This is a genomic window from Aquabacterium sp. (genome assembly GCF_036279675.1).
GTDB lineage: Bacteria > Pseudomonadota > Gammaproteobacteria > Burkholderiales > Burkholderiaceae_C > Aquabacterium.
In genome coordinates this window covers 36,108-51,033 of sequence record NZ_DASUIS010000056.1, presented here as the reverse complement: position 1 = coordinate 51,033, position 14,926 = coordinate 36,108, and the positions used below count along the sequence as shown (strand labels likewise).

13 protein-coding genes are annotated in these 14,926 nt (G+C 63.9%); 2 read left to right on the top strand and 11 right to left on the bottom strand.

Annotated elements, in window-relative coordinates:
* The 4 genes from VFW93_RS06835 to VFW93_RS06820 form a co-directional block, all read right to left on the bottom strand.
* The gene (locus tag VFW93_RS06835) at nucleotides 1-1,944 is read right to left on the bottom strand and encodes an MFS transporter (protein ID WP_414639609.1); all 1,944 of its coding nucleotides are present in this window, start codon (nucleotides 1,942-1,944) and stop codon (nucleotides 1-3) included.
* Nucleotides 1,945-2,015: 71 nt separating this feature from the next.
* Nucleotides 2,016-2,831 carry a DUF2145 domain-containing protein gene (locus VFW93_RS06830; protein ID WP_329693238.1) on the bottom strand — a complete coding sequence of 272 codons (816 nt, stop codon included), beginning with the start codon at nucleotides 2,829-2,831 and terminating at the stop codon, nucleotides 2,016-2,018.
* A 14-nt stretch (nucleotides 2,832-2,845) separates the two neighbouring features.
* Nucleotides 2,846-3,289, bottom strand: a complete 444-nt coding sequence (locus VFW93_RS06825; protein ID WP_329693237.1) for a hypothetical protein — start codon at nucleotides 3,287-3,289, stop codon at nucleotides 2,846-2,848.
* A gap of 26 nt (nucleotides 3,290-3,315) precedes the next feature.
* Nucleotides 3,316-3,765 (bottom strand): YiaA/YiaB family inner membrane protein, encoded by a 450-nt coding sequence (locus VFW93_RS06820; protein ID WP_329693236.1) that lies wholly within the window; start codon nucleotides 3,763-3,765, stop codon nucleotides 3,316-3,318.
* 115 nt (nucleotides 3,766-3,880) lie between these two features.
* Between VFW93_RS06820 and VFW93_RS06815 the strand changes: the two genes are divergently transcribed.
* Nucleotides 3,881-4,630, top strand: coding sequence for a helix-turn-helix transcriptional regulator (locus tag VFW93_RS06815; RefSeq protein WP_329693235.1), 750 nt, complete (start codon nucleotides 3,881-3,883; stop codon nucleotides 4,628-4,630).
* 21 nt (nucleotides 4,631-4,651) lie between these two features.
* Here VFW93_RS06815 and VFW93_RS06810 read toward each other — a convergent pair whose 3' ends face one another.
* From VFW93_RS06810 to VFW93_RS06795, 4 genes are read right to left on the bottom strand one after another with little or no spacing between them, the layout of a single operon-like run.
* Nucleotides 4,652-5,860 (bottom strand): CoA transferase, encoded by a 1,209-nt coding sequence (locus tag VFW93_RS06810; protein ID WP_329693234.1) that lies wholly within the window; start codon nucleotides 5,858-5,860, stop codon nucleotides 4,652-4,654.
* A 28-nt stretch (nucleotides 5,861-5,888) separates the two neighbouring features.
* Nucleotides 5,889-6,341, bottom strand: a complete 453-nt coding sequence (locus tag VFW93_RS06805; protein ID WP_329693233.1) for a biopolymer transporter ExbD — start codon at nucleotides 6,339-6,341, stop codon at nucleotides 5,889-5,891.
* A gap of 17 nt (nucleotides 6,342-6,358) precedes the next feature.
* Nucleotides 6,359-7,138 carry a MotA/TolQ/ExbB proton channel family protein gene (locus VFW93_RS06800; protein ID WP_414639607.1) on the bottom strand — a complete coding sequence of 260 codons (780 nt, stop codon included), beginning with the start codon at nucleotides 7,136-7,138 and terminating at the stop codon, nucleotides 6,359-6,361.
* Between the two features lie 26 nt (nucleotides 7,139-7,164).
* Nucleotides 7,165-7,962, bottom strand: a complete 798-nt coding sequence (locus tag VFW93_RS06795; RefSeq protein WP_329693232.1) for a TonB family protein — start codon at nucleotides 7,960-7,962, stop codon at nucleotides 7,165-7,167.
* Nucleotides 7,963-8,116: 154 nt separating this feature from the next.
* Here VFW93_RS06795 and tssA point away from each other — a divergent pair, with 154 nt between their 5' ends.
* Nucleotides 8,117-9,223, top strand: a complete 1,107-nt coding sequence (tssA, locus tag VFW93_RS06790; protein ID WP_329693231.1) for a type VI secretion system protein TssA — start codon at nucleotides 8,117-8,119, stop codon at nucleotides 9,221-9,223.
* A gap of 27 nt (nucleotides 9,224-9,250) precedes the next feature.
* On the opposite strand, the gene VFW93_RS06785 is transcribed toward tssA, so the two are convergent.
* From VFW93_RS06785 to tssM, 3 genes are read right to left on the bottom strand one after another with little or no spacing between them, the layout of a single operon-like run.
* Nucleotides 9,251-10,030, bottom strand: a complete 780-nt coding sequence (locus tag VFW93_RS06785) for an OmpA family protein (RefSeq protein WP_329693230.1) — start codon at nucleotides 10,028-10,030, stop codon at nucleotides 9,251-9,253.
* A gap of 22 nt (nucleotides 10,031-10,052) precedes the next feature.
* On the bottom strand, nucleotides 10,053-11,039 hold the full coding sequence (tagF, locus tag VFW93_RS06780) for a type VI secretion system-associated protein TagF (protein WP_329693229.1): 987 nt from the start codon (nucleotides 11,037-11,039) through the stop codon (nucleotides 10,053-10,055).
* Nucleotides 11,036-14,911, bottom strand: coding sequence for a type VI secretion system membrane subunit TssM (tssM, locus tag VFW93_RS06775; protein WP_329693228.1), 3,876 nt, complete (start codon nucleotides 14,909-14,911; stop codon nucleotides 11,036-11,038). Before tssM ends, tagF begins: the two co-directional genes overlap by 4 nt.
* Nucleotides 14,912-14,926: the final 15 nt, after the last annotated feature.

The following is a 14,926-nucleotide window of genomic DNA, read 5'->3' as shown; positions in this document are numbered from 1 at the left end:
TCAGGGAGAAGGTTGGTCCAGCAAGGCCTGCACCTTCACCTGCAGCCCCTCAGGCGTCACGTCCTGAGGCGCAATCGGCTCGCCCACCACGAGGCCGATGCGGTTGAACAAGCCACGGCGCAAGGGCTTGGACATCGCCGCACCTTCAATGCGCGAGAAGGTCGAGCCCCAGAGGTTGTGCAACGCAGACGGGATCACTGGCACCGGATTGGTTTCCAGGATCTTCATGATGCCCGGCTTGAACGGCTGCATCTGACCATTCTTGGTGATGGCCCCTTCGGGGAACAGGCACAGCAACTCACCTTCGTTGAGCACCTGCCGAGCGCGTTCGAAGGCACGCTCGTAGGCTTGCGGATCTTCCTTCTGTGGCGCGATCGGAATGGCCTTGACCGCGCGGAAGAACCAGCCCATGCCGGGCGTCTTGAAGATGCGGTGGTCCATCAGGAAGATCATGGGGCGCGGGCTGCACACACCCAGGATCACGGCGTCCACGAAGCTCACGTGGTTGCACACGAGGATGGCAGCACCGTCGGTAGGCAGGTTCTCGTCACCACGCACCTTGAGGCGGTAGACGATGCGGGTCACGAACAGCATGACCAGGCGCACGATGTACTCGGGCATCAGCCAGAACACATAACCCACCACGACCACGTTGAGCAGGGCTGTGGCCGCAAACACCTGCGGAATGGAGAAGCCATGACCCAGCAAGGCGCCGGCCATCAGGCTGCTCACGATCATGAACAAGGCGTTGAGGATGTTGTTGGCTGCGATGATGCGGGCGCGGTGGCTGGGCTTGGCACGCAGCTGGATCAGGGCGTACATCGGCACGCTGTACAGGCCCGCGCTGAAAGCCAGCAAGGCCAGATCGGCCATCACACGCCAGTGTTCATGGCGTGCCACGAACTCGCCCACCGTCATCAAGGCCGCACCCGGTGCATGCGACAGATGCTGCGTGGCCAGGTACAGATCAAACGCAAACACGCTCATGCCCACGGCGCCAATGGGCACCAGACCGATTTCGACATGGCGGTGCGAGAAGGTTTCACACAGCAGCGAGCCTGTGGCGATGCCCACCGAGAACACCACCAGCAACAGCGAGGCCACTTCGGTATTGCCGCCCAGCACCTCTTTGGCAAAAGACGGGAACTGGGACAGGAACACCGCACCGAAGAACCACATCCACGAAATACCCAGCAGCGATCGGAACACGCTGGGGTACTCGGCCGCCAGCTTGAGGTTGCGCCAGGTCTCCGATGCCGGGTTCCAGTTCAACTTCAGATGGGGATCCGACGAGGGCGAAGCCGGGATGCGCAAGGCCACCAGCCAGCCAATGAAGGCCACGGCGAAACAGCTGCCTGCGACCCAGTGCACGCCAGTCTCGGGGATGCCCATCATCAGGCCGCCCCCCACATTGCCCAGCAAAATGGCCACGAAGGTGCCCATCTCGACCATGCCATTGCCGCCGGTGAGCTCGCGCTCGCTGAGGTGCTGGGGCAGGTAGGCGTACTTCACCGGCCCGAACAGCGTCGAGTGCAAACCCATCAGGAACACGCAGGCCAGCAGCAAAGGCACGATCTGCATCCAGAAGCCGAAGCCTGCCAGCACCATCACCCCGATCTCCAGCAGCTTGACGCCCCGCATGATGACGGCCTTGTCGTACTTGTCCGCCCACTGCCCTGCCGTGGCCGACAGCAGCACGAACGGCAGGATGAACAGGGCGCCAATCACCAGGCCCGCCATCTTCGGCTCCAGCCAGCTGATCTGCAGCTGATACGTCACCAGCACCGTGAAGGCAAACTTGAACAGGTTGTCATTGGCCGCACCCAGAAACTGGGTGAAGAAGAACGGCGCAAATCGCCGCTGCGACAACAAGGCAAACTGCCCCGTCTGGCTGCCCTGCGGCGCGTGCTGGATCCCAGCAGATGGGTTGCTGCTTTCACTCACGGTGAGGCCCTCTCGGATTGAATGGCGTCCATTGGACAACAAATCAGCTGCCCGTGCAGGCACAAATGGGGTTAACGAACCACCCATTCCGCGCCACCCAGGCCGGTACGTTGCAACCACGCAAAGACCGAGTCCACCGTGGCGGTACGAATGCGTCCGGTAAACCTGAGGTAGCCGGGGTGATCATCAAAGCTCACATTGGCCGCTGTCATGCGAGCCCCCAGACGCGTCAATGTGGACAGATGCAGTTCGGTCGGCGCGTAGTCATGCGCCTTGAGCCAATCCTGCGCCGACTCGCGACTGATCTGATCGGCCCCCATGGCCACGGCGATGGTCTCTACCGCCCATTGGTTGCTCTGTTGATACGTCTGCGACCAGGGGTAGGCCACCATGCTGTAGGCGCGTGTGTGGATGCCGGCCACGGGTGCCGGGTTCTTCAGCAAGGGCCATAGCTTCTGCTGGGCATCCGGACTCAAAGGCACGATACCGGCCAGGTACTCGAAAGGCGTGTCCAGAAAGAAGTCACCAATGCCCTCACGGTAAACGGAGGCCTTGTCCGTGCCGCACTGGTTGAGCTTGTGCAGCACCCGCCAGGTGTCGCCATCCTTGTAGGCCAGGCCGAGGTGCGAATAGCGCAAGCCGTATTCGCGCAGGTTCTGACCAGCGCGCGCCAGCACCACCACTTTGGCACCCGATGCATCCAGCTGTTTGACGGTACGCTCCGCCAGCGCCAGACCGCTCGTGACAGCAGACAACTTGAGCGGCTGCGCCTCACAGGCTCGCCCGGCCCACGCAGGCTGAGACCCCGCCCATGCCAAGGCCAGCAAGGCGGCCCCCAGAACACGGCGCACGCCACGCACACGCCCCATGCAGGTTTCAAAAGACATCATCGACTCCTGGTTCAGCGAATGACGCGTTCGTGATGCAGCAAGGCCTGCCCCAGCGCATTGGGGATCAGTGCCAGCACGGTACCGGCCGTGGACAAGACCCAGCCCGCACTGATGGCCGTGACCGTGATGGCAGTACCCACGGCCACGGACGCCATGCCCACGGACATCGCCGACCACTTCACCACGATGCGCGCGCCGTCGCTGGCACGCTGCAACACCCACACCGTGCCATCTGCCACCACCTCGATGGATGCCAGCACCAGCACCGACCCCGCAGCCACGGACAGGATGGGCGCCGAGACCGACACGGCCACCGGCAAGGCCGACAAGGCACTGGCTTCCGACAAGCCCTCGTTATGTGCCAGGGCGGGTGCCGCAGGCAAGGCCATGGCCACCGACAGCAGCGACACCAGCAGGCCGCGACGAACAGACACCGATACGCGATCAACACACATGATCTGACTCCAGTTGGAAGAAGGGATTACTGAGACACCGACATCGCGGCCACATCGTCTTCATGTGCATCACGCAGCATCTTGGCGAGCGTGAAGGCTGAAGACAGCAAGAACAACCAGCACACCATCAGGAAGGCCTTGTAGCAAGCGTCAACCGCCATCTGCCACATGCCCCAACCCGTCAGGCCCACGGCGAGTGCGAAACCGACCCACACCACCAAGGACCACATCGGCGTGCCATCCTGAGCGGCCGCCTGGTCACGCACATGCTTGGACAGCACGAACACCGTGGACAAGGAGAACACATAGCCCATGACCATGAAGGCCTGCTCCAGTGCCTTGCCGGGCAACCACGCGAGACCCGTTCCGCACAGAAAGGCGGCGATGGAAAATGAGATCCAGACTTGAATCTTCCAGGCCCGGGTATCGCGTCGAATCACAGTAGCCATGATGGTCTTGCCTTGGCTGTTGAACATGGACGCGATTCTTGGCGAGCACCTCGGGCAGGTCAATCAAACAATACGGAGTGCCACCATCGTGTTCATGAAGTATCATTTTTCGATACTTGAACAGACACAGGAGCCTTGGATCATGAGCACCAGCCAGGATCTGGTCACCGCGCTGAAAGCCGAACTCAAGGCTGCGGGCGTGACCTATGCGCAGCTCGCCACCCGACTGGGCATGGCCGAATCCAGCGTCAAGCGCATCTTTGCCAAAGCCGACATGCCCTTGTCACGGGTGGACGACATCTGCCGTGCGCTCAAGCTGGATTTCGCCGAGCTGGCGAGGCGCGTGGCCGACGCCCAACCCCTGAGACGAGAACTCACGCTGGCACAGGAGCGCGCCGTGGTGGCCGATCGCAAGCTGCTGCTCATGGCCATCTGCTGCCTGAGCCAGTGGAACTTCGATCAGATCATCTCCAGCTACAACATCAGCGAGGTGGAGTGCATCCGCTACTTCACCAAACTCGACAAGCTGGGCATCATCGAACTGCGCCCGCTCAACCGCTACCGCCTGCAGGTCGCCAAGACCTTCCGCTGGCGCCCGAACGGCCCGGTCATGCAGTTCTTCCGGGACAACGTGGTGGACGAGTACTTTGCCGGCGGCTTCGATGGCGAAGACGAGATGCTCCTGCTGGTGCATGGCTCGCTGGGCCCCGGCCTGGCATCGGCCTTTGCCGAGCGCCTGCAACGCACGGCCGAAGACTTTGCTCAGCAACATCTGGCCGATCAACGCCTGCCAGCCGACAAGCGCAAGCCTTACACGCTGGTCATCGGCCTGCGCTCATGGTGGTGGCAGGCCTTTGTGGACCTGTGGCGGCATCCGCCGGGCAAGACGTGATGGCCGCAGCGGGCTGAAAGCTCACTGCGCGGGCTTGAGCGAAGCCAGCACCGCCTCGGTGTCCTCACCCAGGGTCGGCCCGCGGCGCTGGATCACGCCCGGTGTGGCCGACAGCTTGGGGATGATGCCCGGCACCTCGACCGTGAGGCCATCGTGTGTCGTCACCGGCAGGATCATGTCGCGCGCACGGTAATGCGGGTCTTGCGCGATGTCCTGCGCGTTGTAGATGCGGCCCACCGGCACGCTGGCCGCGTTGAGCACGTCCAGCACCTGCTCCACGCAGCGAGAGGCGGTCCAGGCACCGATGGCCGCGTCGATCTCTGCCACGCGCCTGACACGGCCCGGGTTGCTCGCCAGTTCGGCATCCGTGGCCAGGTCATCGCGCGCAATGGCGATCATCAGGCGCTTGAAGATCGAGTCGCCATTGCCACCGATCACCACCATGCCATCAGCGCAAGGATAGGCGTTGCTGGGCGCGATGCCCGGCAAGGCCGAACCCGCCGGCTGGCGCACGGCACCGAAGGCACTGAACTCGGGCAACAGGCTTTCCATGCAGTTGAACACGGCCTCGTACAAGGCCACGTCCACCACCTGGCCTCGGCCCTTGGGGGCTTCCGGGCTGATGCTGCGCTGGCGCGCCTGCAAGGCCAGCAGGATGCCGATGGCGCCGTGCAGACCTGCCAGCGTGTCGCCCAGGCTCACGCCAGCCCGCACCGGCACATGCCCCGGCTCGGCATTCAGATAGCGCATGCCGCCCATGGCCTCGGCCACCACGGCAAACCCCGGCCGCTCACGATATGGACCAGTCTGACCATAGCCACTGATGCGCAGCATGATCAGGCCTGGGTTGCGCTGGCTCAGCGCCTCATAGGCCATGCCCCACTTTTCCATGGTGCCGGGCTTGAAGTTCTCGATCACCACATCGGCCTCGTCGATCAGGCGGCGCACGGTGTCGCGGCCTTCTTCCGTGCGCAGGTCCAGCACCACGCTTTTCTTGTTGCGGCTCTGCACCTGCCACCACACGCTGGTGCCGTTGTGCAACATGCGCCACTGGCGCAGCGGGTCACCGCCAGCTACGGCATCGGTGGCTGGTGGCTCGATCTTGATGACATCGGCACCAAAGTCCGCCAGGGTCTTGCCGGCAAAGGGCCCGGCGATCAGCTGCCCCAGCTCGATCACCTTGAGTCCTTCCAAGGCTTGGGGCGGGATGGACGATGTCGTGGTGTTCATGGGCGGCTCTTCGGCAATGTCTGTTCAATCAAGGCGCGGATGCAGCAGGTGCAGCCAAGGGTGCGGCCAGCTCCGGATCGGTCACGAAGTTGATCCGCGTGAGGCCCGCCCGAGAGGCATCGGCCAGGGCCTCCGCAACGGCCTTGTAAGGCACGGCCTGATCGGCGCGCAGCAGCAACTCGGGTTGCACGGCCTTGGCCCCCTCTGCGGCAAAGCGGGCCACCGCCTCTTCGCGGCTGACCGGCTGACCGTTCCAGAAACGCACACCCTGCGCATCGATGGACAGGTCGATCTTCTCGGCCTTGATCGCCATCACCTGCGTGCTGGCCTTGGGCAAGGACAGCTTGACCGAGTGGCTCAACAAGGGCGCCGTGACGATGAAGATGACCAGCAGCACCAGCATCACGTCGATCAGCGGGACCATGTTGATCTCGGCCATCGGTGCGCTGTTGCGCTTGTCATCGAAGCTTGCAAAAGCCATGTCGCACCTCGTCCGGTTCAGTTCGACTTGCCCGGCCCTTTGAGGGTCTGGCCGGTCGACAGGAAGGTGAACAGCTCGAAGGCGAAGGCGTCCAGTCTGGCGCCCCACACACGGTTGCTGCGGGTCAGCCAGTTGTAGCCCATCACGGCCGGGATGGCCACCGCCAGGCCCACGCCCGTCATGATCAGCGCCTCACCCACGGGGCCTGCCACCTTGTCCAGCGTACCCGCGCCCGTCGCACCAATGGCCAGCAGCGCGTGGTAGACACCCCATACCGTGCCGAACAACCCGACAAAGGGTGCGGTGGCACCAATGGTGGCCAGCACGCTCAGGCCGCTCTCCATGTCCATCGTGATTTCATCAAGCACCTTCTTGATGGTGCGCGTGAGGAACTCCTGGGCACTGCCCGCTTCCTCCAGCTTGGAGGCACCGAAGCGCGCGTGGTGAATCTGCGCCTGCATGGCATGGGCCGTCAGATGTGAGAAAGGATCGGCTGCACCTTGCGCCTGTATCTGCCTGTGCACGGCTTCCAGCGAGTCCGCGTTCCAGAAGGCCTTCAGGAAAGCCCGGCTGCGCTGCTGCCGGCCCAGCAAGGCCACGCCCTTGGTCAGGATCAGGATCCACGACACCAGCGACATCAGCACCAGGATCACGAACAGGCCTTGCCCGACCGCATCGGTCTGGCCGATGAAGTGGACAAAACCCAGTTCCGTGCCCGCGGTCGTGGTGGCAGTGGTCGACACCTGAGCAGAGTCGGCGGGCATGGGCAGGGATGCGGCGACGGCAGAAGGGTTCATCTTGGCTGGGGTACTTGTTGTCAGGCTCAATCGGGGGCGGTGAACGTCATTTGACCATGCAGCCACCCCTTCCAGGGCTGGCCGTTCTCCGTGCGAGGCTTGAAGCGCGCGCGCATGACATTGCGCCTGGCCTGGCGATCCAGTCGAGATGAACCCGAACTGCGCGAGATCCTGAAGTCCTCGGGGCGCCCGCTCTCGTCAATCAGCACCTCGAACTTCACCGTACCCGACTCGCCGAAATCATAGGCATCGGCCGGGTAGTCATTGGGTGGCTTGACCAGGTAGTCGGCGGGCGAGATCGTGTGGTCCTTCGGATCATTGCGGCCCCGCTCCGAACCGGCTGGCGCATCGCCGGCCACATCTTTTTGAGCACGCACTGCCGCTGCTTGGGTGGTCGCCGACGGCGCGGGTGGCACCACGCGGGTTTCGGTCGCTGGCACCACAGGCTCCGTGGGCTGGGCCAACTTGGGGCTGGCCAGAACGGGCGGCGGTGCGGGTGCGTCCACAACCTGCCTGCGCTGCGCCACCTGGTTGCGCACAGGCATGGGCGCCACCCCTTCGTGACGCGAGCGTGGGGGCTCCACATGCGGCGGTGGGGGTGGGGGTGGCGGCGCCAGGCTGGGCGTCTCTGGCACCAGCTGCGCCGAGATCACCACAGGCTCGGGATAGTCCAAGGGTTTGACCGATGCCTGCAACACCAGCCAAGCCACCAGACCATGCAGCAGCAGCACGATGCCCACCAGCCAGACACGCTGACGCGAAGTCAGCTCAGCCGGCAAGACGAGCTGCCCTGAGGTAACGGGTTGTGACAAGGTGAGAGGCATGAACGGGATCGGTGCAAATACGAGCGCCAGAGCGAGCACTCGAAGCGGCGATCTTATCCATGTCTGACGTCTTTCTCCCCAGCTTGGGGGAGCGCGCATGGCCGAAGCGCACCCTGCTTCATGGGATGATCGCTGTCTACGAATCAGGGAAGCTATGGAACTGGAAGCTTTGCTGGCGCCCATCGCAGGCGCCTCGCCGTGTGGCGAAGACATGTCGTTTTCGACCGAGTTCGATCAGATCGCCGAGATGCGTCGCCAGGACGACCCCACGCTGGATCAAGGCGAATGGGTCACCTCGCTGAAGGTAGCGGACTGGCCAGGCGTGAGCCAGGCCTGCGCCACCTTGCTGAGCAGCCGCACCAAGGACCTGCGACTGGCCATGTGGCTGACCGAAGCCCAGGCCATCACGCAGGGCTACGAGGGCCTGGACCAAGGTCTTCAGCTGTGCGCCCAGCTGTGCGAGCGCTACTGGAACGATCTGCACCCACAGGCCGATGGCAGCGACTTCGAAGAACGCATCGGCAACATCGGCTGGCTGCTGCACCGTGTGGTGGTCTTGTCCGATGCCCTGCCCTTCACCAAAGGGCGCCAAGGCGCCGCCTACAGCCTGCGTGATCTGGCCACTGCGAGGCAGAACGCGGCCCAGTCGGATCGCGACGAGGCCGATGCGGCGCGCCAGGGCGCCGACGCCCTGACGGTCGACAAGTTCAACCGCGCCTTGAAGGAAACCCCCTCGGCCCATCTGCTGGCCAGGCTGCAATCGGCGCGCCACTGTGAAGCACATCTGCTGGCCTGGCAACAGATCGTCGATGGCCACCTGGGCGCCGATGGCCCTGGCTTCGTGCAGGCCAAGGAGGCACTGGCTTCGGTCATCCACGAGCTGGAGCGCCTGGCACGTGACGTCGGTGCACTGCACGACGGCGGCAGCGACGCACATGGGCTGTCTGACGACCTGTCAGGGAATCTGCCTGACCAGAGCGACGACGTCGGTACGGATGGCCCAGCCGCCAACCGTGGTACCTGCGGCCAGGGCGGCCCCTTGCGCACGCGCGCTCAGGCCATCCAGCAGTTACGCGAAGTGGCCAGCTTCTTCCGCCGCACCGAGCCTCACAGCCCTGTGGCCTACCTGGCAGAGAAGGCCGTGAAATGGGGCGAAATGCCGCTGCATGAATGGCTGCGCAAGGTCATCAAGGACCAGGGTGCCATGTCACATCTGGAAGAGCTGCTGGGCCTGGACGACAACGCAGGCCAGGACGCCTGAAGCGCACTGCCCTCGCATCTGGCAGGGTCAGGAGCCGACGCGGAATTCGATGCGTCGGTTGCGTGCCCGGCCCTCTTCGGTGGCGTTGGAAGCCACAGGCTGATCGGGCCCCAGACCCGAGATGGCCATGCTGTCCGCCGGCAAGCCTTTGCCGATCAGATAGCTCTTGACCGACTGCGCCCGCGCCAGCGACAGGCTCACATTGGCCGCACGCGCGCCGGACGCATCCGTGTGCCCGATGACCTCGAACTTGCGGCCTTTGAGCTTGCCCATGGCCACGGCCATCTCGTCGAGGATGGGCCAGGCCGTCTGGCGCAGCACCGCGCTACCAGGCTCGAACTCCACGATCCGATTGGCCAGTGTCTGGTCGACCACCGCCTGCTCCTGAACCGCCACGCGCAGGCCGTTGCGAATCGTATAGGTGGGGTTGAGGGACTGGGCCATGTCGCTGGTGATCTGCTGGCGCACGGCTTCGTTGCCCACTTCGCCACGGATGCTCACTGTGTTGCCCTGGATGCTCAATTGCCCATGGCTGACCTGCTTGATCGACGGTGACAGCAGCTTGCTCACATACTGGTTCCATTGCGGCGGCGCCACCACGGAACCGAGCGTGAGCTGGTCCACCACCCGGTCTGCACCATAGAGCTCTCGCATGCGCGAGATCACGGCCACCCGCGTGGCCTCGTCCGGCACGGTGCCTGCCACCACGACCTGATTGGCGCCCTGAACCTGGGCCGCGGTTTGCGCGTGGAGCGGCGACAGCGTGGGCCACAACCCGGCCAGCACCAGCACCCAACTCAGTCGCATGGGCAAGAAAGACCTGTTCACATCACACTCCCAGGAACACTTCACGGTAGGTGCTCAAAGCCTGAGCCAGCGACAAGCCCGGGTCACGCAGGTAATTGGACAACTTGCGCAAGCCGTAATCGGCGTCCACCTCATCCTCAACCCACTCGGCGTCCAGCAGGTTCACACCCTGCTCCGCGAGCAAGGCCTGATCAACCACCGCATGCAGCGTGGCCGCAGATGCCCCCTGAAACCCCACAACCAGGTACGGGCGCCCATCCAGCGTGGTGAGAAACAGGCCCAGCTCGACCGAATGCCGACTGAAAAAACCCATGATCAAGGCCAACCACCAGGATGCAACGGCGCCCCTCATCGCGGGATCGGACACCAGGGGCAGACACAGCACCTTGGTGAGCTTGGCCGCACCTTGTGCCATGGCCGGCTGCAGCAACATGCCCATGGCCAGCGTGGCCTGCCGGATCGAGATGCGCGTGCCGTTGGCAGCCAGCATCTGCTCCAGGCTGGCCACCGAGTGCGTGTCCAGAAAGTCCTCGAAGGCGCGCTGTGCGCTGGCCAGGTTCACGTCCACGTCCAGCGGGCCATTGAGGCTGGCTTGAGCGTGCTCCAGTTCCACTGCGGCATGGGCCACGCGCGCCACCTGCTCCAGGCGCGCCCACAGACGAGACAGGGCCAGCGGACCCACCGTCACGAAATCACGAGGCTGAGGCAGATCGAAGGCCCCTGCGGTGATGAAGGGAAAGCGACGCCCGGACGCATCCTGGCTGGCCAGCCAGTGCCCGGCCAGGCCCACTGAACTGCCCGTGCCCAGAATCGCAAACTGCGTGGCCGGTGCCGCGTCGTAGACCAGCTTCCAGCGAGGATCGGCCGCCAGGCGGTCCATGGTCTGGGATTGCCATTTGTCCAGGCTGGTAATGAGCGAGGCATGCTGGGCGCTGCGCACGAAGTCGCCTCGCGACGGCACCTTGCCGAAATACAGCAGTTCCGTGGGTGAGGTGATCACCGCGCTCATGATGCTGATCCTTCCTTGTTGTTATTCGTGTTGTTGGTGGCGGTGCTCGCCCCCTCGTCCTGACCGGCAATGATGGATGGCAGCGCGCCTGGCTTGCCCACCGGGCCGTTGCCATTACCGTTGCTGTTGGCCGTGACAGCAGGTGCGGGTGTCGATGCGTTGGAGATGATGCGCAGTTGCACGCCCACCGATGCACCGCCTTGTGCCCAACGCAGCTCATGGGTCTGTCCGTCGACGCGCTTGCGTTGCGCCGCATTGATCATCTTCTCCAACCCGAAGCGCCCAGGCTCGTTGAAGAACTCGACCTGCTTGCCATCCACCGTGTTGCCCGTGATGCGCACGCCCGGCGTGCCCGAACCCGGCCAGACAAAATGCGCCCAGTTCGCCAGGCCATTGCGGTAACGCATCACCTGCCCGTCGATCTCCACGGTGTACTCGGTCAAGCCAGGTGCCGACAAGGGCATGATCTGGAACACCGTTTGCGCCTCAGGTGCCGCCGCGCCATTGCCGGCAGACGCACCCGGGCCTTGCCCATTGAGCGGGGCGATCCAGGCACCCAGCCCCGAGACGAACTCCGGCCGCAGGCGCACCCCCATGTCCGCCCAGGTACGCGAAGACACGCCATCACCGCGCTTGAGCACCAGGGCCCCCAGCGACTGCTCCACGAACTTGGCGATCACCCCATCGGTGCCGAACACCTTGGCGATCTCAGACGGCGCGGCCTCCATGCGGGAGCCCCGATCAAAGGGGTATTTGTCGGCCAGGCCGCGCTGATAAGGCTCGAACACCTGCGCCATCCAGACGCGGTTGAGCTCGGCCTCGGTCGGCCTGACGATCACGGCATAGGCTTGCATCAAGGGCCGAACCAGCAATGGGCGCAGCGTGTTGCGAGCCGAATCGCCGATGCCATTGAGCATCTGCTCGTCCACCAGCTTCAGGGCCTCGGCCAGCTCGCCGCTACCTTCCAACGTCTGCAGCATCAACTGCTTCGACGCCGGTCCCGGATCACCCTGCGTCTTCATCTGATTGAAGCGCGAGCGAATCTTGGCGAGCGAGGCCAGGTAGGCGCGGATCATGGGCTCACTGCCTTCACGCGGCATCATCAGGCGCCCCACACCCGCAAACTCCTTGCCGATCGGCCCCATGGGCTTGGCCTTTTCCTTGCTCAGGTCCATGTCCACATTGATGGCCACCTGAGAAGGTGCCCCTCCAAGAATGGTCTGCTTGAACCACTCCATGAAAGAGCGCTTGCCTGCGCCCAGCCTGTCATCCAGCAAGGAGGGGTTGTCCCAGGATGTCTGCTCATACAGGCTCTTGAGCAACACGCCCAAAGGCGAGTTGGCCGGATCACCCAGGCGGTTCATGTTGACCACGGCCGCATCAAAGCTGGCGAAGTCCTGCACGCTGACGCTCTGCATGAACTTCTGCCATTCGCGCACGTACTCGGCCTTGTAGAGCTGGGTCAGCGACTTCTGGATCTGCTCCGGGCTGCCTTCCAGGGTGAGGTCATCACTGGAGGCCGTCTTGAGCACCCAGTCGGTTGACTGCAGCTCGGTGTTGGCCGCATCCTTGATCGCATCCTTGACATAGCCATCCCAGGCTTCGCGCGTGAACGCACCGGATACGGCATACCCGCCGGCCACCACCTGGCGGTCCGCATCCGACACCAGTCGCGCCACGGTCACCGGTGCAAAGCGCGTGGCGGCACGCGCCTTGATCTCGGCGTACACACGCTCGCGAGCCGGCATGCCCTTGATGACACGACGCAGGTTGTCGCGCGTCTGGTCCAGCAGGCTGACATTGAGCTCCTGCTCGGGGAAGGCCGGATCCGCCATCTGCGCCATGGCAAAGGACATGATGCGCTCGGCCTTCTGGATGAGCTGCTCACGCGGCATGTTGCCGCGGTTGTTGTCCAGCCAGGTGCGCCAGAAGCGTGTCAGCTGGTCACTCATGTGGCCGGGTTCCAGCCGGCCGCGCTCACCCAGCATCAGGTAGGCCTTCAGCGCGTTGTAGGCCTCGGTCACATTGGTGCTGGACGCATGGGCATAAGGCGACGCACCCGCCGCCGGCGCCTCGGTAACCGGATCACCATTGGCGTTTTCGGTGATCACACCGGGGGTATTGGCAGCGCCCGTTGCGGCCACCGGCTGGGCGTTCGGATCCGGCAGGAACTGCAAGGGCCGCAGATCGGCTGCATGGGCATTGACCTCACCCAGGTAGGCGGCGATGGCCTGCGCCGCAGGCTGCAACATCACGACCTGCAGCCCGTTGAAGTACTCTTCCTTGAGGCGATCTTCAATGGCCTGGCCCTGATACAAGCCCATGCCGATGGACCAGGGGCGCGTCTGTCGATAGCGCTGCATCTGCTCCAGGCGATCCTGCAGGATCTCCAGCGCCTCCAGGCGGGACTGCAGGTCCACGCGCTTGTCCTGAACCTGCTGCGCCTTGATCAGGTCGGCCTCGACATGCGCCACCAGCTCACGGTTGCCCATGTAGGACCAGGTCCATGCGGCCAGCAAGGCCCCCAGCAACACGACGCCGCCAAAGAAACTTGCGTAACGCAGGCGCAGCTTGTTGCGGCTGGTGTACTGCTGCACCAGTTGGCGATCGGCAAAGATCACGCGGGAGAACAGCTCCTTGAGGAAGAAGCCACTGTTGGAATACACCGCAGCCGAAGTACCCGGTTGCAGCTGCAGGCCGAACTGTTCGGCCACGCGTTCGCTGGCCCGGCTGGTGGACTGCCCTTCCTGTACGGCACTGGTGAAATAGAAGCCTCGGAAGATCGGGCGGAACTGATAAGGGTTCTCTTCAAACAGCGTGTTGATGAAGGTGCGCAGCGCCGGCTTGAGCGCCGCGAACTCCAGAGGGAAGGTCAGCACGCCAGGCGGCAACTGCTCGCCTCGGTGCAAGGACATGCGCGCCACCGAGGCATCCTTCAAGCCTTGGTACAGCGCTTCGAAGTGCGTCTCGAACTGCGCCACCGCATCCACGCCACCGGCCGTGTCATACGGCAAGGTGGCCCCCCAGACCTTGTCGCGTTCGCCGCGATCACGGTCTTCGAAGAAGTCAACGAAACCGGCAATGAGGTCGGCCTTGGTGAACACCACGTACACCGGCGCAAAAACCTCCAGCTTCTCGGTCAGCTCCTGCACGCGCTGGCGCAACTTGCGCGCCAGATCGATGGCGAACTCGGGCTTGTTGCCCCCCAGCTCTGCCACGCTCACGGCCATGATCACGCCATTGAGCGGCGCCTTGGGCCGATGCTTCTTGAGCAGCGACAGGAAGCCCAGCCATTCACTGCGATCTTCTTCGTGCACGGCGTAGCGGCCTGCGGTATCCAGCAAGATGCCTTCCGTGGTGAAGTACCAGTCGCAATGGCGTGTCCCGCCGATGCCCTGGATGACGTTGTCAGCGCTTTCCGCAAACGGAAACTTGAGCCCGGACTTGACCACCGCCGAGCTCTTGCCGGCGGCTGGGTTGCCGATCACGGCGTACCAGGGCAGCTCATACAAGGCAGCAGAGCCGGAAGTCTCACCCAGCCTGGATGACTTGATCAGCTTGACGGCCTCTGCCATGCGCTCACGCACGGCCGCCACTTCATCCTGCTTGCCTGCCTTGGCCGCGGCCTTCAAGGCCTTGTCGGCATCGGCGTCCATCGCTTGCTCCAGCGCCTTGGCCGCCTGACGGGCCTTGTAGCGCCGCCACGCCCACACACCCGCCCAGGCCAGCAACAGCAAGGCCAGCACGGCCACGGCCCAGACCAGGCCGATGCGCATGGCATCGGCACCAACCAGAAGCAAGCCAGCCAATGCGGCCAGGCCGATCACGGCCAGCACACGAGGATCAAGAAGGAACTGCCAGATTCGTTGCATGGACTTGTACCAATG

What these genes read in the sequence shown, in the direction of transcription:
- VFW93_RS06830 (WP_329693238.1), bottom strand. Translation starts at nt 2,831, where the DNA reads ATGTCTTTTGAAACCTGCATGGGGCGTGTGCGTGGCGTGCGCCGTGTT.
- VFW93_RS06825 (WP_329693237.1), bottom strand. Translation starts at nt 3,289, where the DNA reads ATGTGTGTTGATCGCGTATCGGTGTCTGTTCGTCGCGGCCTGCTGGTG.
- VFW93_RS06820 (WP_329693236.1), bottom strand. Translation starts at nt 3,765, where the DNA reads ATGTTCAACAGCCAAGGCAAGACCATCATGGCTACTGTGATTCGACGC.
- VFW93_RS06815 (WP_329693235.1), top strand. Translation starts at nt 3,881, where the DNA reads ATGAGCACCAGCCAGGATCTGGTCACCGCGCTGAAAGCCGAACTCAAG.
- VFW93_RS06810 (WP_329693234.1), bottom strand. Translation starts at nt 5,860, where the DNA reads ATGAACACCACGACATCGTCCATCCCGCCCCAAGCCTTGGAAGGACTC.
- VFW93_RS06805 (WP_329693233.1), bottom strand. Translation starts at nt 6,341, where the DNA reads ATGGCTTTTGCAAGCTTCGATGACAAGCGCAACAGCGCACCGATGGCC.
- VFW93_RS06800 (WP_414639607.1), bottom strand. Translation starts at nt 7,138, where the DNA reads ATGAACCCTTCTGCCGTCGCCGCATCCCTGCCCATGCCCGCCGACTCT.
- VFW93_RS06795 (WP_329693232.1), bottom strand. Translation starts at nt 7,962, where the DNA reads ATGCCTCTCACCTTGTCACAACCCGTTACCTCAGGGCAGCTCGTCTTG.
- tssA (WP_329693231.1), top strand. Translation starts at nt 8,117, where the DNA reads ATGGAACTGGAAGCTTTGCTGGCGCCCATCGCAGGCGCCTCGCCGTGT.
- VFW93_RS06785 (WP_329693230.1), bottom strand. Translation starts at nt 10,030, where the DNA reads ATGCGACTGAGTTGGGTGCTGGTGCTGGCCGGGTTGTGGCCCACGCTG.
- tagF (WP_329693229.1), bottom strand. Translation starts at nt 11,039, where the DNA reads ATGAGCGCGGTGATCACCTCACCCACGGAACTGCTGTATTTCGGCAAG.
- tssM (WP_329693228.1), bottom strand. Translation starts at nt 14,911, where the DNA reads ATGCAACGAATCTGGCAGTTCCTTCTTGATCCTCGTGTGCTGGCCGTG.